Source organism: Rheinheimera lutimaris, assembly GCF_013283795.1.
In the GTDB taxonomy this organism is placed as follows: domain Bacteria; phylum Pseudomonadota; class Gammaproteobacteria; order Enterobacterales; family Alteromonadaceae; genus Alishewanella; species Alishewanella lutimaris.
Genome location: NZ_JABSOD010000003.1, coordinates 1 through 23,707, shown reverse-complemented (window position 1 = coordinate 23,707; position 23,707 = coordinate 1). Strand labels below are relative to the sequence as shown.

The 23,707-nt window shown below is 50.0% G+C and carries 17 protein-coding genes; 8 read left to right on the top strand and 9 right to left on the bottom strand.

What is annotated here, in order from left to right; translation table 11 throughout:
• Positions 1-76: 76 nt before the first annotated feature.
• The 9 genes from HRH59_RS03305 to cysM form a co-directional block, all read right to left on the bottom strand.
• Complete coding sequence (locus tag HRH59_RS03305) at positions 77-7,051, bottom strand: Ig-like domain-containing protein (RefSeq protein ID WP_173499849.1); 6,975 nt, start codon at positions 7,049-7,051, stop codon at positions 77-79.
• A gap of 12 nt (positions 7,052-7,063) precedes the next feature.
• A complete protein-coding gene (locus tag HRH59_RS03300) occupies positions 7,064-7,900 on the bottom strand; it encodes a sulfotransferase family protein (protein ID WP_173499848.1) in 837 nt (278 codons plus the stop codon).
• 120 nt (positions 7,901-8,020) lie between these two features.
• Positions 8,021-8,890 carry a DMT family transporter gene (locus HRH59_RS03295; RefSeq protein WP_331460150.1) on the bottom strand — a complete coding sequence of 290 codons (870 nt, stop codon included), beginning with the start codon at positions 8,888-8,890 and terminating at the stop codon, positions 8,021-8,023.
• Positions 8,891-8,989: 99 nt separating this feature from the next.
• On the bottom strand, positions 8,990-9,487 hold the full coding sequence (locus HRH59_RS03290; RefSeq protein ID WP_173499846.1) for a DUF4442 domain-containing protein: 498 nt from the start codon (positions 9,485-9,487) through the stop codon (positions 8,990-8,992).
• A gap of 62 nt (positions 9,488-9,549) precedes the next feature.
• Positions 9,550-10,302, bottom strand: coding sequence for a 3'-5' exonuclease (locus tag HRH59_RS03285; protein WP_173499845.1), 753 nt, complete (start codon positions 10,300-10,302; stop codon positions 9,550-9,552).
• A gap of 2 nt (positions 10,303-10,304) precedes the next feature.
• Positions 10,305-12,200, bottom strand: a complete 1,896-nt coding sequence (locus HRH59_RS03280; RefSeq protein ID WP_173499844.1) for a DUF294 nucleotidyltransferase-like domain-containing protein — start codon at positions 12,198-12,200, stop codon at positions 10,305-10,307.
• A gap of 53 nt (positions 12,201-12,253) precedes the next feature.
• On the bottom strand, positions 12,254-13,882 hold the full coding sequence (locus tag HRH59_RS03275; RefSeq protein WP_173499843.1) for a BCCT family transporter: 1,629 nt from the start codon (positions 13,880-13,882) through the stop codon (positions 12,254-12,256).
• Between the two features lie 39 nt (positions 13,883-13,921).
• Entirely contained in the window at positions 13,922-15,211 is a 1,290-nt protein-coding gene (locus HRH59_RS03270; protein WP_173499842.1) for a porin, read from the bottom strand.
• Between the two features lie 125 nt (positions 15,212-15,336).
• Positions 15,337-16,221 carry a cysteine synthase CysM gene (gene cysM, locus HRH59_RS03265; protein WP_173499841.1) on the bottom strand — a complete coding sequence of 295 codons (885 nt, stop codon included), beginning with the start codon at positions 16,219-16,221 and terminating at the stop codon, positions 15,337-15,339.
• Positions 16,222-16,342: 121 nt separating this feature from the next.
• Between cysM and HRH59_RS03260 the strand changes: the two genes are divergently transcribed.
• The 8 genes from HRH59_RS03260 to HRH59_RS03225 form a co-directional block, all read left to right on the top strand.
• Positions 16,343-16,708 carry a type II toxin-antitoxin system RelE/ParE family toxin gene (locus tag HRH59_RS03260; protein WP_218573450.1) on the top strand — a complete coding sequence of 122 codons (366 nt, stop codon included), beginning with the start codon at positions 16,343-16,345 and terminating at the stop codon, positions 16,706-16,708.
• Positions 16,701-16,985, top strand: a complete 285-nt coding sequence (locus tag HRH59_RS03255) for a helix-turn-helix domain-containing protein (protein ID WP_173499840.1) — start codon at positions 16,701-16,703, stop codon at positions 16,983-16,985. Before HRH59_RS03260 ends, HRH59_RS03255 begins: the two co-directional genes overlap by 8 nt.
• Before the next feature lie 27 nt (positions 16,986-17,012).
• A complete protein-coding gene (locus tag HRH59_RS03250) occupies positions 17,013-18,401 on the top strand; it encodes a serine hydrolase (RefSeq protein ID WP_173499839.1) in 1,389 nt (462 codons plus the stop codon).
• Positions 18,402-18,655: 254 nt separating this feature from the next.
• Entirely contained in the window at positions 18,656-19,042 is a 387-nt protein-coding gene (locus HRH59_RS03245; RefSeq protein ID WP_231702388.1) for a plasmid pRiA4b ORF-3 family protein, read from the top strand.
• Between the two features lie 200 nt (positions 19,043-19,242).
• Complete coding sequence (locus HRH59_RS03240) at positions 19,243-20,421, top strand: ATP-binding protein (protein ID WP_173499837.1); 1,179 nt, start codon at positions 19,243-19,245, stop codon at positions 20,419-20,421.
• Between the two features lie 54 nt (positions 20,422-20,475).
• Positions 20,476-21,255, top strand: coding sequence for an MBL fold metallo-hydrolase (locus HRH59_RS03235; protein ID WP_173499836.1), 780 nt, complete (start codon positions 20,476-20,478; stop codon positions 21,253-21,255).
• A 169-nt stretch (positions 21,256-21,424) separates the two neighbouring features.
• Entirely contained in the window at positions 21,425-22,075 is a 651-nt protein-coding gene (locus HRH59_RS03230) for an AbiU2 domain-containing protein (RefSeq protein WP_173499835.1), read from the top strand.
• 275 nt (positions 22,076-22,350) lie between these two features.
• Positions 22,351-23,707: HEPN domain-containing protein (locus HRH59_RS03225; protein ID WP_173499834.1), on the top strand; the 1,357-nt coding region annotated here is incomplete at its 3' end.

The window sequence follows — 23,707 nt, the reverse complement described above, 5'->3', positions numbered from 1 at the left end:
CCAGTATTAACCATTTCGCCATGCAGTAAAAGCGATGCGGCTAAAGAAAAGGCGCCCGCAGGCGCCTTAGTGCTGATTAAAAGGCGTAACTGACACCGAGCATAATATTGTCTGCCTTATTCCCGTCCAGGTGATAGCGGGTAAAGCTTGTGCGCAGTGTCAGATGCTGGTCCAGCGCATAACCGGCACCAAGTGCCCAGTAGATGTCGGTGTCGCTGGCTTTATAACCGATACGGTTATCGCCGGCAGTGCTTTCGCTTTCGCTGTTCCAGGCAAATACCCCGGCCTGCACTGTTGCCGACCAGCCGGCATGTCGCCAGACGTCATAAGCCAAACCGCTACGCACACCTTTGGCTAACATAGGGCCTATGTCTGATACGCTGCGGTGGAATGCTTCCGCAGTGAGTGTTTCACCACGCATACTGACACTGGCATCGCCCAAATCAACATAATGTGCCTGTATTGCCAGCCGCGGTGTAAAGTAATAACTCAGGCCCAGCGCCCAGCTTCTGCCGCTGTTATCGTATTGCAGCAATTCGGTTGCAGCCGGCAGTTGGCTGCGGACCTCGCTGGTTGACTGTTTCGTGGTGCTTTTGCCGAAAAACGCATCAACAGACCAGTTGGCGCTGGCGCTAAAGCTCAGTGCCACACTAAGCAGCGATAAAGCTTTGCACAGTATTTGGCGTTGCCGGGCAACGGCCAGCAATGCCAGCAGCAACAGCGGCCAGCCATTTACTGCGCCGCCGGATGATTTATTGACCACGGTAATAACCTCGTATGCTGTAACACTGATAACAACTTCGCCGCTGCTACTGCCGCCGCGGTTGTCGCTTACGCTAAAGCTGACGGTATCGGTACCGGAGAACCCGGGTAGCGGCGTATAACGCAGGGTTTGCGCTGCGGTAATACTGACAGTGCCGGTTTGGGCGCCGGCGCTGCTGATGACAAGCGCATCGCCATCCGGATCGCTGGCATTGGCCAGTACATCAATATCGATTGCCGTTTTGTTATTGGTGTCGGCGGTGGCATTGGTTACTACTGGTGGCCGGTTGTAATAGACCTCTACAGTAACCGTGGCACCGGCACTGCCGTTATTACTATCGCTGACGCCATAACTAAGCGTATCCGTACCGACAAAATCCTGCGCCGGCGTATACAACAGTGTCAGGCCGTCAGCGCTGATGCTGACACTGCCGAAAGCAGCCGTGCTCTGGTTAATGCTTAACGTATCGCCATCCGCATCGGTGTCGTTTTCCAGCACGTCCAGCGTATGGCTTTGGTTCCACTGCACTGAGTAGCTGTCGTCTGTTGCTACCGGCAGTTGGTTACCATTGAGCACAACGGCCACACCGCCCGGGTCAACAATAGTGCTGTTGGCCAGGCCGTCAGCGTCGTTAGCGCCACCATCCTCTATCTGTAACTGCACACACCAGTGGCCGGCGGTTAAACCCGGCTGCCAGCTGTTGCTGCCGGGAGGCGGACAGAAACCCGGTTCGCCGGCAGCGCTGAACAGTTGGTTGCGTTCGTTCTGCACAAAATTGCTCCAGCCATTGGCTTGAGTAAATTTGCGGTATACCGCATTTTGCGGCACCGGTTGGCGCTGTGGCAGTACCAGGCGATAGCTGGCCCCGGCTGCAGGCAGGCTGTGCAACATAAAGTCGAAGCTGCCGCCGATATTAGTGGCCTGCATATCCGGCTCCAGTGCTTGCTGATCTGTGCTTGTCAGTTGAATACCACCGGAGTTGCTCAGGGCGGCTGTGGTGCCTTTACGCAGACAGATGCCAGGCTCACCTTCGGCAACAAATTGCACGATGTTAGCTAACTGCTCCGGTATAACGTTGCAGTCAAACCCCGGATCCAGATAGTCAGCAATGCCGTTGCTGTTACTGTCACCGAAGCCTTCAACATTGTCAGCGATCAGGTTGTTATTGCTATCGCTGTTATCCAGCGCCGGCAGTGTGTCCTGCACCAGCAGGTAAATTTCAGCGGTGTTGCTAAGTGGCAGTGCTGCATCATCTGTCGCAGTTAAGGCGATGCGATAGACGCCGTTTGCCAGGCCTGCGGGGTCAAACACAAACTGCATGGCATCACCGGAGATGTTGTTTAGTGCAGCGTCAGCTTGCCATTGCTGGTTGGTGTTGTCGCCGGGGTTGGGATCGCTAACCTGCGCGCTAATGGTTGCCAGGCCGTCGGCTTTACTGACCGTCAGCCGGTTTTCACCCTGTTGACGCGCATCCAATACCACCACAGGTGCCAGGTTGGCTTCGGTAACGTTGATGGTGGTGCTGGCATTAGCACCAAGGTTCAGGCTGTTATCCAGAGTAATAACGATATTTTTTTCCGGTTGGCTGCTTAAGTCTGCAAACAGGTTGAAACTAAAGCTGGCGCGCAGGCCGGAGGTGATCTGCACCGAGCCTGCTGTCAGATCATGTTCGGTAAGTGCATCGGCAGAGCCGCTGACAGTATAAGCCACATCCAGCGGATAAACCGGCGCCTGGCCATTTAGTATTACTTCAACCGTAACGCTGCTGTTGTTAATAACAGTTTGCGGCTTACTCAGCGATACTAGCGGATTTACCTGCAGTATCTGAGTCACAGTGCTGCTCTGGCCGCTGGCATCGGTTGCCCGCCAGTACAGCTCGTGGTTGCCGGCTGCAAACATCGGTAAGCCGTTAACCAGGGATACGGCCAGCCGGTTACCGTTAACATCAACCGCGGTGGCTACGCCGACATCTACCTTGGTAAATAAGCCACTGGCATTAATAAACAGATCATCCGGTGCGGTAATAACCGGTGCATCCGGATTACTGCCTGCAATTTGCAATGTTACCTGCGCCATATCGCTTAATTCGCCATCGCTGATGCTATAGCTGAAAGAGGCGGTACCACTGAAATTATCCGGCGCAGTAAACTGCAGTTTATTACTCTGAATACTTACCATGCCGATACTGGCTTTGGCAGCCGTAATGCTCAGGCTGTCTTCATCCGGGTCGGTATCGTTTAGCAATACATCCAGCAGATAGGTATGGTTGTCGCTAAATGGCAGTGTGAAGTTGTCATCAACGGCAACCGGCGCGTCATTTACTGAAATCACTTCAATACTGAAAGCCGCGAGGCTGGCACTGAGCTCGCCGTCGCTGACTGAAATAACGATATTGTTGCTGGTGCCGACATGTTCACGTGCCGGAGTGCCGCTAAGTGTACCCGTTGTTGTGTCAAACGTGGCCCAGCCTGGCTTATTGGTAATACTGAACTGCAATGTCGTACCTGCATCAACATCACTGGCGGTTGGAGTAAACAGGTAGTCTGCGCCCTGGTCTACTGTGTTTGCCGGTGTGCCGCCGATAACCGGGGCAGAATTAGCCGGATTGGGCGTAACAGCATTCGAAGCCGCTGAGGCCGCACCGGTGCCGGCACTGTTAGTTGCCGTGATGGTAAAAGTATAAGGCGTGCCGTTAGTTAAATTGTTGACGACAATCGGTGATCCCACCCCGGTGCCGGTAAAGCCGCCCGGGTTAGACGTAACGGTATAACCGGTAATATTAACGCCGCCATTACTTGCCGGGGCAGTAAAGGCAATGCTTGCCGCAGTATCAGCTGCAGTGGCAACAACGGCCGTAGGTACACCCGGCACTACCGGGTTAACGGTAAAGGTCCGGCTTACCTGAGGAGCAGGCAAGTAGCTGCCATTACCGGCCTGGTCGGCATTGATTGTACAAGTTCCTGCGGTCACAAACGTCAGTGCGCCTGCCGCTGTTATAGTACAAACCGCTGGTGTGGAAGAAGTAAATACAGGCGTTAAACCGGAGTCTGTCGTTGCTGTAAGTGTTGGGCTGGTGCCAAAGTTCTGCGCACCCGGACTGGCAAAGGTAATAGTTTGGACAGCAGCAGGTGTGATCGAATTGGAAGCGGCCGATGCAGGGCCGGTGCCCGCTGCGTTATTTGCTGTGACAGTAAAAGTATAGGCCTGGCCATTGGTTAACCCGGTTATCACTACCGGCGACGCCGCACCATTTACCGGCGCAACATCCGCGGGGTTTGTTGTCACTGTATAGCTGATAATTGCTGAGCCGCCGTTATTCAACGGCGCTACAAAAGCAACGCTGGCCTGGGTATCACCTGCTGTTGCTGCCGGGCTGCCTGGCGCGCCGGGTACTACCGCATTTACCGTAAAGGTTCGGGATACAGTTGGAGCAGCATTAGTGGCTGCATCACCGGGCTGATCGGCGTCAATAGTGCAGCTTCCTGCGTTAATAAAGGTTAGGCTGCCGCCGGTAGTAATGGTGCAAACACCGGTAGTGGCTGAGCTGAAACTTACTGCATAGCCGGCTCCGGCAGATGACGTCGCTGTCAGTGTCGGCGTTGTACCAAAGTTTTGTGCGCCGGGATCGTTAAAGGTAATGGTTTGCGCGGCCTTAGGTGTTACGGCATTAGATGCACCGGAAGCAACACTGGTGCCAACGGCATTGGTCGCGGTAACGGTAAAGGTATAAGCAGTACCGTTGTTAAGCCCCGATACCGTAGCCGTGCAAGCTGCCGGGCCGGCGCAGGTGCCAAAGGCGCCATCAGGGCTGGCAGTGGCGGTATAAGTGGTAATGGCTGAGCCACCGTTATTGCCGGGGGCAGTAAAGGTAACATTTGCCTGGCCGTCACCGGCGGTTGCTGTGCCAATGGTTGGCGCATCAGGCACAACAGGAATAGCGACAGTGTGAGCAGTACCGCTGCTATAAGCCGCGGGGCCAACGTTGCCCGCAGCATCGGTAATGTTGGTAGAGCCATTCAGGTTTAATTTAATTGAGCCGTTGCCACTAATGCTGACCACAGTTACCGTTACAGCACTGCCGCTGCTGGCTGATACACTGGCGATAGTTCCTGCAGCACTGCCTGTGCTACTAAGCGAAAAATCGTCGCTGGAGATGTTGCTGACCGACTCATTGAAATTTACGCTGAAATCAACACTGATATCTGTTGATACAGCTCCACCTGTCGGCGCGGTGCTGGTTACTGTTGGCATCACACCGTCGACTATCAAGGCTTTGTTGGCGCCCAAAGAGTTGGCCGCGCCCGGCGAAGCCAGGGTAAGTGCCGCACTATTACCTGCAGCGTCGCGAATAGTGCCGGCATTTAAGGCCAGTGAGTTGGTCGCGACATAATCCAGATCGGCAGAGTTATCGCCTGCTTGTATGGTATAGCTAAATGTGAGAGTGCTGGTACCTGTGCCGCTGCTGTAATCTACCGTGCGATCCGTACTGCCGGTTTCCAGTGTTAGCTGCGGTGTGCCCGTTACTGTAACCGCCTCACTAAAATTGACCTGCACACTGACCGTATCACCTATCTTGTAGCTGCCATCGGCAGTGGAGGAGTTAACGGATGTCACTGTTGGTACTACACCATCAATAACAATAGCTTTATTTGCGCCTAAGGAGTTTGCCGCCCCCGGGCTCGCCAGTGTCAGGTTAGCACTGTTTGTCGCAGTATCTTTGATTGTGCCGCCGTTCAGTGTTAGGGCACCCTGGCTGACGTAATCTAAATCTGCCGTGCTATCGCCTGCTTGTACCGTGTAGTTAAATGTTAGTGTGCTGGTTCCACTGCCGCTGGAATAATTAATCGTGCGATCTGTAGTGCCGGTTTCCAGTGTCAGTTGCGGTGTGCCGGTGACGATAACGTTTTCACTGAAATTCACCTGAAGGCTAATAACATCACCAACTTTATAAGTGCCGTTGGCAGTACCGGATGTTACAGAAGATATAGTGGGATCCGTCGTATCCTGAATAGCATCAAAGCTCAGCAACCGCATACCCGTGGACCAGGTATTGTTCTGATTACGGTATAACAACCGGAACTTTCTAATGTTTACTCCGGCAAAATTGGCGAGCTCAGTACTGCCAAAGGTGAAAGTTGTCTGGGCCCCCCGGGTATCAGTATCAATGGCAGTGGAGGTTGCAACGACACTTCCGCCAGCATTGTACCCAACGACACGCACATTTCTTAACTCGTAACCATTACTCCAGACTGGATTTGCCGGAAACTCATTCGCGGTTAATTGGGTTAGCTGGAAGTCAGTTGTGTTGGTAACTTCAATTGCATTGGTGCCAGCGGTTTGAACTATTGAGTTATTGCCGTGATGAAAATAAGCCCCGTTATTTGTCTTCAAATGTACAGCAGTAGCCGTGGCGTCGTAATAACCATTCCCTACACCATTATCCAACCCCATAAAGCCACAGGCCTTATAGGTACCACTGGTCAACCCGGAATAGTTAAACGGAAGAGCATTCCCATTACTGGCGCAACTATATTGAAGATTGAAGTTATTCAGACTATAGGTTGCCAGCACAGCCGAAAAATCTTTTAACGCCTTTTCTGAAAACGCCAATTCCGTTTCAATATTGCCGCGCTGGATTTCCAAATCCCAATCGCCCTGTTGCTGAATATTACCGGTTAAATCATTGGAGGCAGCCACATCTAAATGAGTATTGTGCTGAATAATATCCAGTAACTCTTCACCCTTTTCATTCGCAGCCAAGTCACAACCGTATAACAGCAAATCGCCGCCTTCGCGCACTGCGCCATTCAGGGCAGCAAATGTTTCTACTTCCGTTTTAAGTGTTTCTGCAGAGATTGTTGAATTGCCCAACTGCAAACTACCGGCTTGGGCGTGGGACACAATATGTACCGCCGCCAGGTTGTTATAATTCGCTAAAATAGATTTTAACTGCGTAAGCCCCGAAGCAGACGATTCTATTTCAACAATATCCACACCCGGTTTTACGCCGCGGTAAAACATGGCTTTATCCGGCACGGCCGCATCTATGATGACCAGCTCTTTAACCGGGTTTGCCTGCACCAGCTGAAGTTCATCCTCTGTAGTTGCAGCAATAGGCTTAGCCTTGTTTTTTACCGTATGGCTATGCGCTGCAAGATCTGTAGCTGGGGTTTGTCGGGCGGCAGCCAGGTAACTGCGCTGATAAGTATTACTGCCGGCTGCTGGCATAGCATAGCCCGCCATTGGCAAGATCAGGCCGGATAAGGCGGTAAGAATATTTCTTTGCATTGCTATGTTCCTTTACTCAGCACTTACAGATGTTTTAGTTGCGGCAATAATGTGGGCGGCGGTGCCGGTGGTGTCTTGCCAGAAATCCATATCCTGATATTTAGCGAATAAATCCGGTGGCAAAATGCTACGGCGTGATTTGAACTCCACTTTCTTTTTCACTGTGTGCAATCCTTTTACCCCCAGCTTTTGATCAAACTCGCTCTCTTCATAGCTCACATTATTAAAATCATGATCAAACACCGGCTCACCAATAAAACGATAAATTAGCTCGATAGTTCGCGCAGGATGTTGTGTGAGCAGATCGTAATCTATCAATAATAAACGATCAGAAAATTCGCCGTAGTAGGCCTCTTTCAGAGCAGTCCATGCGCTACCCACAGTGCCACCACCGTTGATAAGCGAATCGCACCGGCTATACACGGTACCGCGTGAGGCTGCATTAAACATCCGGCTGTAATCAAACGGGTTTTTACGGTAGATGGCTTCAAAACTGTCCATAATCCAGGCCGGATTACGTACGCAGCAAATCACTTTAAAATCGTCAAACAACTCGACCAGTTGGTGTAATCTGGCGGTCCAGTGCCGGTTGGTGTCGAATAACACGGGCTGGGTTTTATCGGCATAATAGGCATCGATCAAGGCTCTGCAAATCGTCTTACGTTTTGCTTCATCAAAAAACGAATAGGACTCACTGGCCGCGCCCATCTGCTCCAGCACACCATTAACCAAACCGGCGACCGGGCTGCTCATTGCGGCGTGAAAACGCGGATTCTGTTTAAGAATACCGGCCAGCAGGGTTGAACCTGAGCGTGGTAAGCCGGAGATAAAGTGGAACTGTTGCGGCATCAGAGGGGCGCATCATTGTAGGTATTTTAGGCAATTCTGGGCTAAGAAAGTATTAGCTGCAAGTAATATATTCAGTTTGTGTTCACTTTTATTTTCAAATTTTGCGGGATTTGCTGTTGATTATTTAAGCAATATCAGAATCGTACCCGCGACCGTAAGGGCAGCCCCCAGCCAGGCGCCGACAGCCGGGCTGCGTTTATACACCAACCACAATAGCGGCAGTACTATTACCGGGCTAACAGAAGATAATATCGCCACCATGCCGGCCTCGCCGTGCTTTAATGCCTGCAGTATTAATGTCATGCCCAATACCATCGACAGGGCCGCATTGGCCAGCACCAGTAAAAACACCTTTTTAGTCATCGGCAGATAAGCACGGGCGACTTTAAAACTGAGCATAAAAATCAGTTGGTGTAACACAAAAGCGGTGCTCATGCGCACCGCCGACGCGGCAACGGCATCGATGTTTGTTTCCATCAGCGGCTTTAGCATTAAGGTGGCCACGGCCTGACACAGTGCTGCCAACAGGCCGAGCGCGACGCCGGACCTAAGCTGGCTTTGATTGGCTTCCCAGGCGTGCAGCTCGGTTTTGCGTTTACCGAAAAATATCGCCGTCATTACGCCGCTAACCAGCAAGCTGCTGCCGATAAGTGTCCAGCCCCACTGGGTTTCGCCGAGAAAAAAGTACGCCAGTATCACTGAAAACAAGCTGTGGGTAGCAAACAACACCCCGGCACGGCGCGGGCCAAGGCGGTTCATCGCGGCAAACAGCGCGGTATCGCCAATAAAGATGCCGATAATGCCGGACAGCACCAGTAAGCCCAGACTATCCACCGCCAGGGTGACCCAGCCGCCGCTAAATGCAGCAATCAGCCATAACATGACTGCTGCACACAACATGCGCCAGCGGGTAAAGGCAAAGGCGCCTAAATGAGTAGAGGCGGTGGCTGACATCAGGCTGCCGACGGCCCAACAGGCCGCAGCTAACAAGGCAAGGTATTCGTATGACAAAGCAGGGCTACAGGCAAGAACAGGATGGCGGCATTATACGTCAGCCGCCAGCGGCAGAAGAGATTATTCTGTTCTAAGTCAGCGCTTTTTCGGGATCCAGGCCCAGGTCATTTTGGCGTTAACCGGCTCGACACCTGCGCTGTCGGTAATACTTACCGCCACGGTAACTTCACCTTTATCTTCTTTATGCATCATCGCGATTTGCTCGTCGGTTAGCGTGGCTACGGCAGTTAAGTCACCGCTGGAGCGCTTGATATAGTCAATCGGCATTTGTTTCAGCAGCGGCAGTTTATTGTCGGGCAGGTGAATGCCAACTAAAAAGCCGGTGGCAGACTCAGCCAGCAAACCGGTGGCGGCGGCATGCACCGAACCGATATGGTTCTGCGCTTTTTTACGGTTTTTCAGCCGCAGCACCGAGCGGGCGCCTTTTAGCTCCAATACTTCTACCCCGGCGGTGCCGGCAAACTTAATTACCCGGCCAAATACCGTACTTAAGGCAAAGGCCTGCAGCGATTTCGGCAGTTGATAGCATTTGGTAACAATGCGCTGCAGTTTATTCGGTTTGTGCTGGTTCATTGTGGTCTGACCTGTTGTGGCTTTTGCGCACTATGCCAACTGGCTGGGATAAAAGCAAGCGCCTAGCACCACAGCTGGCTAACCGGGGTGTCGGGGCTAAACCGCGCTGCCAATTGCGCGCGAAATAACTCGGCGCAGGCCAGGGCATCGGTTACGGCATGATGCGGCCGGTAGGGCGGTAAGCCATAACGCAAGCGGCTGTCAGCCAGGCGAATTGACAGCGGCTGCTTGCCGCGCAGTTGCTGCCACAGGCTTAATGCTTTGCGCCGGTGCAGTCGGGCTTCCAGCGCCATGGTATCAATAACCGGAAAGTAAATACCTTGTCCCAACCGGGCGCTGAGGGCGGCATGCAAAAACGGCCGCTCAATGCCACGGTAATGCACTATCACCACTTTGCCGGCCATCAACTTAAGCAGCTGCGGTAACACGCTGCTGAGATCCGGCGCCTGTTCAATATCAGTATGGGTAATACGATGCAGCGTAACCGACTCATCGCTTAAGCTAAAGCGTGGTTTTAGCAGCCATTGCTGTGCCTTAGAAGCATAAATTTGCGTTAGATCCATCGGCAGCAGGCCAATACTGACAATGCCGCTGTTAGCCGGGTCAAGCCCGGTGGTTTCAATATCCAGCGCCAGTAACGGCACCTTGCTGATTGGTGTATCGGCCCCCACCATGCCGGCCTGATAAAACTGCTGCAGCAACGGATGTTGGCTGTGTTCCGCCTGCTGTTGATAGTACTGCTGCCAGTCGCTGATGGCCGGGTCTTGCTGTTGGCCGGCAGGTTGCTTTAATGCCGAAGGGCCTAAATACAACATGCTCAGGCCCGTAAGTGAAATTTAAGGAATTTTTGCGCATTGCTCAGCACCGAAAACGCCTCTTTTAAGTGCTTGCGCTCAAATTCAGATAGCCGCTCCGGCACTACGTTGTTGTCTGGTGTTTCGCCGGCCTGCAAGGCCAGTGCCTGCTGGCGAATGCGTGTCATGGCGATCACTTCAAAGGCGTCACGTAAATCTTCGCCGCGGCCATTGGGCAGTACCTTGGCGGCGATAATATCGCGCAGTCGCTCAAACGAGTTGGTTGCTACCGAGCCAATGGCCAGCGCATGCACGCGAATAAGATCGGCCATTGGTGCCGTGCCGCGGCGTTTAATATTCAGGCTGTTGTTTTGCCGGCCGTCGTTTTCCATCACGAAGTCTTTAAAAAAGCCCAGCGGCGGTGTGCGCTGCAGCGCGTTGCGTGTCATGCAGGCGAGAAATTGCGGCCGGGCTTTTGCTGTGCCTGCGATCAGCTGATTTAATTCATCGGCCCAGCGGCTTTCACCCCAGACGGCGTCCAGGTCGAAAAAGATATTGGCGTGCAGCAAACGTTCGGCATCGGGCTTTGCTATCCAGTCAGTAAAGTACTGCTGCCATACCCGCAGCGGTTGGCGCCACTGCGGGTTAGTGGCCATAATATTGCCGCTGCAATAGCTGTAGCCGCAGGCTGCCAGGCCATCGCAGACAAAGGCCGCCAGTTGCTGAAAATAAGCATCGTGCTGTGCCGGGTCAAAGCTGTTGTGCAGTATCAGCGCATTGTCTTGATCGGTAACAATAAGTTGCTCGTCGCGGGCCATTGAGCCCAGCGCTAAAAAGCAATAGGGCACCGGCGGCGGGCCAAGCTGCTGCTCGGCCAGCTCTAACAGCCGTTGTTTAAAGCTGCGGCCAATGGCGGCCATGGCGCTGCCAATCATATGGGAGTTGGCGTCTTCATTTACCATCCGCACAAAGCAGGCTTTAACATCTTTACCCAGCGCACTGAGTTCGGCCACCGATTGCTGGCGGAAAATACTGCTTACTACATACAAACTGTTTTGTGACTCGTAGCGGATAATATCCGACAACGCCAGCACGCCCACCGGCCTGGCCTGTTTTAACACCGGCAGATGATGCACATTGTGGCGCAGCATCAGCATCATGGCTTCAAACAGATACTGCTGTTGGTCAATGGTGACCAATTTGGTTGTCATAATGTCGCGTACGCTGGTTTCTGACTTCAGTCCGGGCGCCACTAAACGTGAGCGGATATCGCGATCGGTAATAATGCCGGCCAGCGTACCCGGCTTTGCACCCGGCTCAGCATCTTGTTCAGTCGTTTGCTCAGCGCTGCTATCATGCAAAATAAGCAAACAGGACACGCTGTGTTCGGTCATGGTTTGGGCTGCCTGCCAGACATTGGCGCTACTGGCCAGGCACACCGGCTCGCGCTGCAGTAAAGTGCTGATTTTGGCGCTGAGCAGATCGGCTTCGGCCTGTTTTGCTGCCTTGGTAGATTTGCGCCGTTCGGTATCGCCTACCTCTACGTAATCAGCGAAAAACTCATTGCTGTCAAACAGCTGCTGAAATACCTGGTCGGGAATAAAGTAGATTAAGGTATCTTCCAGTGCGCTGGCCGGAAAGCGTACCTTGCCGCCACGCAGCAGGCCCTGTTCGCCAAAAATACCGCCTTCACTTAACCGGTTGTATAAGTCACCGTTGCGGCGAAAGGTTTCTACCGCGCCGCTGCGGATAAGATGCAGCGCCTGCAGCGGCTCGTTAAAGCGCAGTATTTCACTGCCGGCCTGAAAGTAGCCGACATTAATACTCTGCGCTAACTGCAGCTGCTGCTCTGGCGGCAACTCCTGAAACGGCGAATGCCGCTGCAGAAATTGCAGGATTTCAATTTGCTCTATTTCCAAGAGGTTCTATTCCCCGGCTGATCTATTTTCAATGTGCTTTATTGCTGACGTACTCAGGCTCTGGGTTCTGACATCAGGCCTTTTACCACCGCCACACAAGATGCCAACAGCACCAGCGTAAACGGAAAACCGGTAGACACCGCCATCGCCTGCAGCGCGACCAGGCCACCACCTAAAATAAGTGCTATGGCTACCAGGCCTTCAAAGGTACACCAAAACACCCGCTGTGGTGTCGGCGCATTAACTTTACCGCCGGCGGCTATGGTATCTATTACCAGTGAGCCCGAATCAGACGAAGTAACAAAAAACACCACCACCAGAATAATGGCAATAAAGGAGCTGATTTGCGCCAGCGGTAATACGTCTAACATGGCAAACAGTTGCAGCGGCAGTTCAGCGCCGGCTGCGGCTTCATAGCCTTGTTGCACCACCTGGCTGATGGCGGTGCCACCAAATACCGTCATCCATAAGACGCAGGCCAGCGAGGGGATCAGCAATACCGAGATCAGAAATTCGCGTACAGTACGGCCGCGCGATACCCGGGCGATAAACATGCCGACAAAAGGCGACCAGCTGATCCACCAGGCCCAGTAAAAGGCGGTCCAGCCCTGCGAGAAATTAACATCTTCGCGGCCAAGCGGGTTAGCCAGCGCCGGTAAATGCTGCAGATAAGCCGCCAGGTTAGCAACAAAGCCGGTAGCAATAGCCAGCGTTGGCCCGACAATAATCACAAACAGCAGCAACAATGCCGCCAGCAGCATATTAATTTCGGACAGCCGTTTTACCCCGGCTTCCAGCCCGGCTAATACCGATACCAGTGCTATGGCAGTAATGCCGATAACCAGCAGAATTTGCGTGGTGTTACCCTGCGGCCAGTCGAACAGATAATGCAAGCCGGCGCCGGCTTGTGACGCGCCCAGCCCCAGCGAGGTGGCTAAACCAAACAGCGTGGCAAATACGGCCAGAATATCAATAATGTGGCCGGGCCAACCCCAAATACGCTCGCCCAGTAGCGGATAAAACACCGAGCGGATGGTAAGCGGTAAGCCTTTATTAAAGGAAAACAGTGCCAGGCCAAGTGCCAAAATGGCGTAGATGGCCCAGGGGTGCAGCGCCCAGTGGTAAATAGTGGCTGCCATACCTAAGCGCTCTGCCGCTACCGCATCGCCGGCAGCACCGGCCAGCGGCGCCCAGTCGGTGCGTATACCGTCGGCAAAGGTAGCGCCGCCGTAAGCGCTGCTAAAGTGTGATAACGGCTCAGAGACACCGTAAAACATCAGGCCTATGCCCATACCAGCGGCAAACAGCATAGAGAACCAACCGGCGTAGCCAAAATCCGGCGTGGCTTCAGTACCACCCAGCCGCACCTTGCCCAGCGGCGACACTATTAACCCCAGACACAGCAGCACAAAAATATTGGCGGCGGAAATAAAAAACCAGTCAAGGTTGCTGGTAAGCCAGCCGCGCATGCTGCTGAACACCGGTTCGGCCTGTTGCTGAAAGCTGATGGTTAACACCACAAACAGCACCACCACCAGCGCCGAGATTAAAAACACTCTGTTATGTATATCCAGGCCGAAGGGGCCGACTTTTACCAGGATATTATCCTGGCCTACCTGGTAATCGGTGTCTATCGGGTTAACTTTGCCATCCGGGATCATCGGATCTTTATAATCTGTCATGCTGGTGTCCTTGTTTTATCTGCAAAGCCGCAGCAGCGGTTAAAAGTAGTAGCCGATGTTAATGTTGAAGCGGCGTTCGGTTTCATCGCTGTCACCGGCAGCACTGCCTCCGACAAAGGGCTGATTCCTGGCATGTACCAGATCAAAATAGGTAAATAAGCCACCGGCGGCGACCGAAAAGCCGGTGACGTTCATCATGGTGTCGCGGCTGTTGTCTGATTTGTCATACACCAAACCGTAGTTGTTATAGAACTGCAACCCGGTAACCGGCCCCCATTCAATGGGCAGACTGTACGCCAGGTTAATAGTGCTGGTTTTGGCTTTGGCGGCAATGCTGTCATAGAAGGCATAGGCACCTACCGCCATACGGTCAACATCGTCGATGTTGTACTGATATTCACCGTGCTGCAGTTGCAGGTTCCAGCGCTGATAGTGGCTGTTTAGGTGCAGTGCCCAGGCGTTGTAGCTGCCGGCCCGGTTGCGGCCGTTATGTAAGCCGCCGGCCAGCGCGGATACGCCCAGCTCAGTGGTAAAGTCGCTGCTGTGTGCTAACTGGTAAGCAAAACGGCCGGAGAAGGTGTTGTATTCGCCAAGTGGTTGCGCTGGGTCATCATAAATGCCGTCATCGCTCTGGCGAAAACCGACGATGTCGTAGGAGTAGCGGTCAGCACGGCTGTCAACAAAGCCATCAACACCGCCCAGTTCATCATTTTTAAAAAAGCCTAAATCCAGCTGCCAGTTGTCGGCCAGTTGGCGCTTAAACATAATACCCAGGTCATGGTCATCTTCCAGCCCGAGGTAATAGTTAGTACTGAAGAAATAATTGTGCGAGTTATACGGCCAGTTACCAAAAGGCACCTGGGTAATACCGGCCTGCACCTGCCAGTCTTCGTTCAGCTGATAGCCGACGTAGGCGTATTTAACCGCGGTCATATAATCGAAAAAGCGGATCTCGGCGTTTAGCAGCACATCACCGATGCTACCGTTTAAATTCAGCCGGAAAATATCAAAGGCAAAGTCGCCGCCGCGGTTTTTATTGCCGTCGCTGTATGAGGTATGGCTGTAGTTGGTACGGATAGCGCCACCCAGTTTAATACCGTCTTTGTCAGTATCAGCCTCATCGTCAGCTGCGTCAGCTTTTTGCTGTGTCAGTAGTACAGTTGCTTTTTCGTTGGCAACTTCCTGTTCGGCCAGTCGTTGTTCCAGCGCTGCAATTTGCGCTTTTAATGCTGCCAGTTGTTGTTTAATGTCGTCGGGTTCATTGGCAAGGGCAGAAAAATGGCATAGCCCAATGGCAGCAATCAGACTGATACTGCGAAGTGAAAACATAGTAAATCCTTATTTTGTATCAGATTTAAAGCAGAAGGGCTTTAAAGGATAGCGCAGTTTGGCGCTAAGGCCAAATTAAGCGGCCAACAGGACGTTGGCCGGGGCAAGACAAAAAAGACTATAGGCTAAAAAATACCCGAGGATAAATAGCGGTCACCACGGTCGCAAATAATCGCCACTATAACGGCATTGTCATGCTGCTGTGCCAGTTGTATCGCCGCGTGCACGGCGCCGCCGGAGCTAACGCCGGCAAAAATACCTTCTTCGCGCGCTAAGCGGCGCATGGCGGTTAAGGCATCGTCCTGGCTGATATCAATGATTTGATCAACCCGGCTTTTATCAAAGAAGCCCGGCAGGTAGGCCTCAGGCCAGCGGCGGATACCGGGAATGCTGGCGCCTTCGGCCGGTTGCAGGCCAATAATCTGTATCGCCGGGTTTTGCTGTTTTAAATAACGTGACACACCCATAATGGTGCCGGTTGTGCCCATGCTGGATACGAAGTGGGTAACCTGCTGCTGGCTTTGCTGCCAAATTTCCGGCCCGGTGCTGGCATAATGCGCCGCCGGGTTATCCGGGTTATTAAACTGGTCCAGCACTATACCTTTGCCTTGTGCCTGCATTTGCAAGGCGAGATCGCGCGCGCCTTCCATGCCTTGCTCTTTGGTCACCAGGATAAGCTCGGCGCCGTAAGCACGCATGCTGCTTTTACGCTCTTCAGTGGCGTTATCCGGCATAATCAGCGTCATGGCATAGCCTTTAATCGCCGCCGCCATCGCCAGTGCAATGCCGGTATTACCGCTGGTGGCTTCGATAATGCGGTCACCGGGTTTGATATCACCGCGCAGTTCGGCCTGCACTATCATATTCAGCGCCGGCCGGTCTTTTACCGAACCGGCCGGGTTATCCCCCTCCAGCTTAAGCAATACGGTGCTATTAGTATGCGCCGCCATGCGTTGCAGCTTTACCAGCCGCGTGTTGCCAACAGAATGTTCAATAGTCGGGAAAGTCATAGCCAGCACCACAGATAAATAAACAGAAAACTGTCGCCAGTGTAGCGCAAAGCCGCTTAGCTGTTAATGCTTAAGCGCAGCGGAACTAACCTGTGAATCCGTATTTGCTTAAAGTAATCCATTGGATTATATTGCAACCATGCTGACGACGATCACCGAATTGCCGGAATACATCAAGCGGGCAGAAGCCTTACTCACAGAGCAAGAGCGTAAAGCTGTCATTGATTACCTTGCAGAACACCCAAAAGCGGGAGATCTGATGGAAGGCACGGGTGGCATTCGTAAATTACGGTGGAGTCGTGGCAGCAAAGGCAAAAGTGGTGGCGTAAGGGCTATTTATTATTATCACGATGAGCGAATACCGCTGTATTTACTCACGCTGTTTGGCAAAAACGAACGCGCCAATTTGTCTAAATCAGACAGAAATGCGTTGTCGAAGTTAGTTAGTATTCTTGTTGATACAGCATTGGAGAAACATCATGGCTAAGGCATTTGACAGTATTGCGCAGGGGTTGCAAGAAGCCATAGCGTTAAACAAGGGGCAGCCTGTTGCGGCAAAAACGCATCGCCCGGCAGAGGTAGATGTAGCGGGGATTCGGCATAAACTCGGTATGACACAACTGGAATTTGCCGCTAAATTTTGCATTAGCGTGTCTACCTTGCGGCATTGGGAGCGGGGCGATCGCACACCACATGGGCCGGCTTTAGCATTGTTGCATGTTGTCGCTAAAGAACCTCAGGCGGTGCTTAGAGCCTTGGCTTAACAAAAACACTGACTTACAAGGACGTAAATGAAACAAGTCTATTTCTCTTTGCTGGTTATCAGCTTAACCCTGTTGCCACTTCGTGCAGAGCCCAATGGTGCGGCGCCTGATGCTGTTGTATCTGATCTAGTGCAGCATTATCAGCAGCTAAACTGGTTTTCCGGTACCGTGTTGGTTGTGAAGGACAACAAGGTCGTTACGGCTCTGGCCGGCGGCGATGCCAACGATGAAACCCGGACACCCATAACCATGCAAACGCGCTTTGATATTGGTTCGGTGCAAAAAGACCTGACTGCTGTGCTGGTGCTGCAAGCTGTCGACAATAAGCTGTTGCGGCTTGATGACACCCTGGATAAGTTTTCGCTTGGTTTCGCCAACGAGCTGGTAAAAAACATCACGGTGCAGCACCTGCTGGAACATCGCTCTGGCTTTGCTGATATTTTTACCGCCGAATATCGTCAGAACCCGGCGGCTTTCGATAGCATTGACAAAAAACTGGCCATACTGAAAAACACCCCCTTGTTGTTTGAGCCAGGCACCGATCGGCGTTACTCCAACTACGGTTACATTGTGCTTGGCGCTATTCTGGAAAAAGTCAGCGGTAAGTCATATTGGGATTTACTGCAGCAAAATATCTTAGTGCCTGCCCGCATGACGTTGACAACAGAACAGCTTGGTCAAAGTACTGCGCTTGCCACGCCTTATCATTTTAATGTTAACGCTAAACGCGTCGCCGTGGCGGCGAATGAACAAGAGCATAAATCCGCTGGTGGCGGCGGGCAGATGAATGTGTTTGAACTGTATGGCTTTTATCAGCAGCTGTTTAAAGCAAAGCGCTTATTGTCGACAGCAGGATTACAGCATTTTCGGGCGTTGCAAAAAGATCAGCAACACTGGGTTGCCTTTGGCGGCGGCAAAGGTGTCAGTACCGCAGTAGAGCTGGACTTTGCTAACGATGTTTGGCTATTGGTACTGGCAAATACCGACCGTCTGGTAGCTGAAGAAATATCGATGAGATTACACAGTGTGTTTCGCAGTGGCACCTACCCTGAGGTAAAACTGCCGCCGGTGATTTTTAGCTGGCGGCTGTATCAGCAACTTGGTGATAAAGCATTTAAAGCCCGGTTTGAATCTGCCTACAAAGATGCCGGTTATCAAACCTTTGCCGGCAAAGTGATAACTGATTTGGCACGCGAGCTGGTGGCCGCCGGTGATGCACAAAGGGCGATACCTTTATTTGCCTATTTGACCGGGCGTTACCCCACCAGCCCTGAAGTTTTTGATGGCCTGGCTTTTGGCTATTTCAGTGCCGGCCTTAAAGCAGAAGCCCGAAGTGCTTTTGACCAAGCCACAGAGCTTAAACCGGGCTTTAACAGTCAATTTAATGCCAATAACTATAAAGCAGATGCAAAGTAAGTTGTTAACGGCGCAACGGCTAAAGGGATTTGAATGAAAACCATCATATTTTTTATCGCGTTAATCTATCCAGCCGCAAGGGTCAGGTCTTTTTGAGTTTTAGGGTGGATAGCAAAAGGCAAGACCTGACCCAGAGGTATATGAACGTTCAACAGCTGAAAACGTGACGACAGTCACCGTTTAACGTCACTGGTAGTAGATTAGGGCTTAGATTTTTTATGATTCAAACAATAAACATATCTATGGTACATCGCATGTATGCTGGCGGGGACTGGAGTTGCGTTATCGAAATTCCGGCAGATCACAGTCTTGAAGACCTGCATGATGCTATTCAGGATGCGGTCGAATTTGATAACGACCACATGTATGAGTTTTATATAGCGAATTCCTACCGCGGAAAAAAGCTGCACAGGTACGATTGCGATGATGACATCATTGTCGACACCACCGTAGCGCAGGTGTTTGCAGCGGCCACAGGCAAAAAAGTGTTTTATATGTTTGACTATGGCGATAGCTGGTTATTTCAGTTAACGAAAAGCCGGAAGAAACCGCATGCAGCTGAAACTGGAATAACGTATCCGCGGGTAATTGCTGAACAGGGCACTAAGCCAGATCAGTACCCCGACTGGGATGAAGAGTGATACGGATTGGTCAATTAACTGCGATCATCTTTATGCCAGAAGCAAACGTTTTCAACCTGATTTCGTTTATAGGCCAAAATAGTAAATATACCTATTGATAGTGATGTATAGCAAAATTTGCTATACCAATCTATATACGGCTATATTTAGCTATACTCTGCTTAATTTTTGAGATTTTAGTATTTTTTAAGGATGTTGACATGGATCCATACACCAATCCTTTTGCACCTGGCGCGGGAAGTAGACCACCTGAACTTGCAGGCCGTGATGAAATCCTAAATGCTGCCAAAATCTCTTGTGGCCGAACCTTAAAAGGGCGCAGCGCTCGTTCCTTCATGCTTTTAGGGTTAAGGGGAACCGGCAAAACAGTGCTTTTAAACGAAATTGGTAAAATCGCCAGAGAACAAGGGCTCATAGTATCCAAGGTTGAGTCTCCTGAGCGGGAAACGCTTGCGCGCCTCCTATATCCAGAAATGCGCAAGGTGATGCGCTCACTTTCAGGCTTGGCAGCCGCTCGGCAGCTTGCCGAGCGAGGGCTGAAGGGGCTGCGAAATTTCGCGGCTATGTTCAAAATTGACATTTCAGGTGTGGAAATTGGCGTAGAGCCCGAGCCTGGACTTGCAGATAGTGGCAATATCCAATACGACCTGCCGGATATTTTCGAGTTAATTGGTCGGGCAGCTAAGGCAGTAGACAAAGGATGGATCTTGCTGATTGATGAGGTGCAGTACCTCTCAGAAGCAGATTTATCAGCACTGATAGTTGCGCTTCACCGCATGTCTCAAGAGGGGCTTCCTGTCCTCCTGGTCGGTGCGGGCCTGCCGCAGGTTGCTCGTTTGGCAGGAGAGGCAAAATCATATGCAGAGAGGCTTTTCTTGTATCCACCTGTTGATGCACTCGACCCGATACCCGCCACTCAAGCCATAGAAAAGCCGATACTAGATGAAGGGGCTTCAATTCATCCGGATGCGCTTAGTGAAATCTTTGAATACACTAAAGGCTATCCTTTTTTTCTTCAGGAGTGGGCTTCTACAGCATGGAACAATGCAGAGGGGCCAGAAATTACCTTGCAGGATGTACAATTGTCGTATGCAGAAACGCTGGTTTCACTTGATAACGGGTTCTTCAGGGTTCGATTGGACCGACTCACTAAATCAGAGGTGCTATTCGTAGAAAAAATGTCTGAATTGGGGGATGGTCCATATTCGATGGCAGATATAGCAAATGCAATGGGACGAAGCCAATCATCTCTTGGGCCAACCAGAGCGAGCATCATTCACAAAGGCATGATTTATAGTACTGAGCATGGTTATCTGAATTTTACTGTGCCACTTTTTGCGGAGTTTATGCGGCGGCAAAAGAAGGCGGTTGAAGGTTAGCCAATAGCAAGTTAGGTTGTGTGACTGAGCTTTTACTTAAATAACGGGATCTGAATGAAAACCATCATATTTTTTATCGCGTTAATCTATCCTGTGCTCAGTTTTGCCGCTGCGTCAGATATTAGCGTTACTAAACGTTCAGCAGATGCTTATATATTAACACCGGCCTATGCGACCAATATTGGTTTGTTTAACACAGCCAAAGGCGTCGTACTGCTTGACCCGATGCCGGGTGAAAACCAGCTGGAAACGTTAAATGCGCTGGTAAACAGTATCTTTGGTAAGCAAGTAAGTTATATTTTAAACACCCATGCGCATAGTGATCATAGCGGCGGCAATGCCTATTTTATTGCCGCTGGCAGTGAGTTTATACAATCGGCGGCTGCGTTGGCAGAAATAGACATGGTGACGGTGAAATCTCATAGCGCCGACGATGCCATCTTCTTGCATACGCCCAGTAATACTATCTTTGTCGGCGATATTTATACCACCAACTGGCACCCGACGTTTTATGCCGGAGGCGTAGCGGGTTTTGTCGCCGCTGTCGATGCCATCTTAAGTTTGGGTGATGACCACAGTGTTATCGTACCGGGCCATGGTGCACCCAGCGACAAACAGCAGCTAAAGCTGTTCCGGCAAAACACCCTGCAGTGGGTTGCCCAGGTAAAAGTGTTGAGTGAGCAAGGCCTGACAGTCAGTGAGATTAAAGACCACGCTGAAATACAGCGCATCCTGCGCAAGTTTAACCCGGAAAATAACGCTGATTATATTCCGCAGCCAGCCATTGAACGTTTTATTGAAAGAACGCTGACGGTGATCGAGAAAGGAATCTAACCAAATCAGAGGCAATCGCAGGCTACCTTATAACGGATAGTGAAGATGTGGTTGATTTAGAGACAAATGTTGGCTAGTTTGGCAGGATGTAAAAACAAGGTAGAAGAGAGAATCCCGCAATAAAAGCAGGGGGGCTTCAAATAATATTGTTATGATTCTGAGGTAGGCTATGAGTAACAAAGTAACCACATGTACATTTGACGACTTTATCAAGCGCTATCCTCATATGGCTCACCTTGATCCAATGAATCAACTTGATTTTGATTTATCATCTATCAACCAAAGTGAGCTGAAAACTTTAAAGCATTATTTCTCTGGAATATGCACGGACTTAACTCTCTACATGCAGCTATTTGGGCAAGAGGAGCATGTTGCGGAGCTTAATAAATTTAATAGTTTTATTTTTTCACGTTTTGAACGAGCGTGCCTTGAAAGAATTTGCCTAAAGATAGCTACACTCATGGATCCGCCCAAAAGTCAGGGCAAAGATAACTTATCACTGCGTAGATTTATTGAGCAGACTGACTCATCTCTGCTGCAAGGACTATTTAATAGCCTGAAAGACTTCTACGAAAAATCTGGGATTAACGATTGGCGCAATAAGGTGTTGGCTCACGCGGATTTATTAACTCTATCTGGCGAGGTCGAATTAAAAGTCAGCTTTACTAAACAAGAGGTTGATGACTTCGTAGCTAAAATACAGGAGTTTATCGATTGGGTAAGCGACCCGAAGGTAGCAACAGATCATCAAGTAGTATTGCCAAGAGATGTTGATGGATATTCTTTTATAAGTAAAATCAAGTCGCAAAACGAATCATAAAAAGGCCCAGCACGTCGATAACTTTCCGCTGCGGCTGCGCTTTCACTACAAAGCTGCGCGTGTTGGCAGCGCTATAAGCTAAGGAAAGTCTACGATATACTCAAATTAAGAAGCCGCAAGGGTCAGGTCTTGCTTTTTGACTTTTTGGGGTGGGCAGCAAAAGGCAAGACCTGACCCTGAGGTTGACCCGATACTTCGCTATTTTTTACCCTGAACTTTATTGTCTGAAATATTTTTTAATTGATAACTTATTGAAATTACATATGGAATTTTTTATGGCTGCGACCAAGCAAGACGTTGAAGACTTTAATTTCATTGTTAATGAAGCAGTTAGATTAAACAAGCTTATAAATGAATCTTATAAGCTCTATGCAGCCGATTTCGAAAATAAACATGACTCTCTTTTTGCTATTGTTAATGCACCAAGAGATATTGTTAATTCAGGTGGTGAGGTAAGTTGTTTTCAAATACATTTGTCATCTAAAGCGCAGGTGAAATTAAAAGAAATAACATGCAGGAAAATTAAAAGTAATAATTTGCTTCATGAGCTAACTGAACATGAATATATTAATGATATTAAAGATTCATTGTATATTCATATATATAATGATAAAAATTTTGACTTATCTGGATGTAATATGCTTTTATCCAGAGCATATAAGCAAGCCAAAAGTAAAATGTCTGCGATAAGTTATTTTTTTCCTATTCAGGCGGAAGGTGTTTCCGCGAAAAAAGATTTTAACATCGGAAGCGTTAGAATTACACACAAAGATAATGTCTATCCAAACCTAGAAAACAAAGAAAATTTGGAAAATATTATAAATAATCAGGGGCAATCTGATTATAATTGCTTGCTTCGTATTGATATACCAAAGTGCTCAAAAAAAATTAGCAAAGTTCGAGCGCAGAACGTTGCAGATTTTATTTATGGTGTTATTAAAGTTTTTGCAGCAGTTTATAGAGTAGATGCAAAACAGTTAGTTCTCAAAAAGAATCCGATTGAGAGCAATATGTCTCACCATATTGAATTCTCAGACGAACAATACTACTTGTGCCGAGCAGTTTCATTTCGGAAAGATCTTGAAGAATTTTGGGATGTGTTGGAGAGAGATCTTGATTCTGATTTGGGTCATGTAGTAAAAAAACTTACAGAATATGCAATTTCACCAAAAAATATCAACTGCCTTTCTGATAGGCTAATTGATTCTTTTTGCTGGTTTGGTGACGCATCTAGAGATAACAACAAACACTCGCAAGTTGTAAAGCTCGTTACGGCAATGGAGAGGTTGGTAACATTATCAATTGAAAAAAAAGATGCCGAGTTAACTAAAAGATTTTGCAGTAGAGTTTCCTGCTTAGTTGCAATATATCATGGTGAAATTGAAACCTGGAAGTTAGAAGCAAAAAAGATATATGAGCTAAGGTCTGACTTAGTTCATGGTAGTCAGAACTTGTATAAGTCTTATACATTACCACTTAATTTTCATCCATTTAGACTTGCTAGTCTTACGATTCTTTCCTCTTGCATTTACTTTAATTTACTCAGCCTTGAACTTACTAACTATGAGAAGACACTCAAAGTTACGTTTGATCAATTGGTAATACACCCATTTTTAATTGACGCTAAAAGTA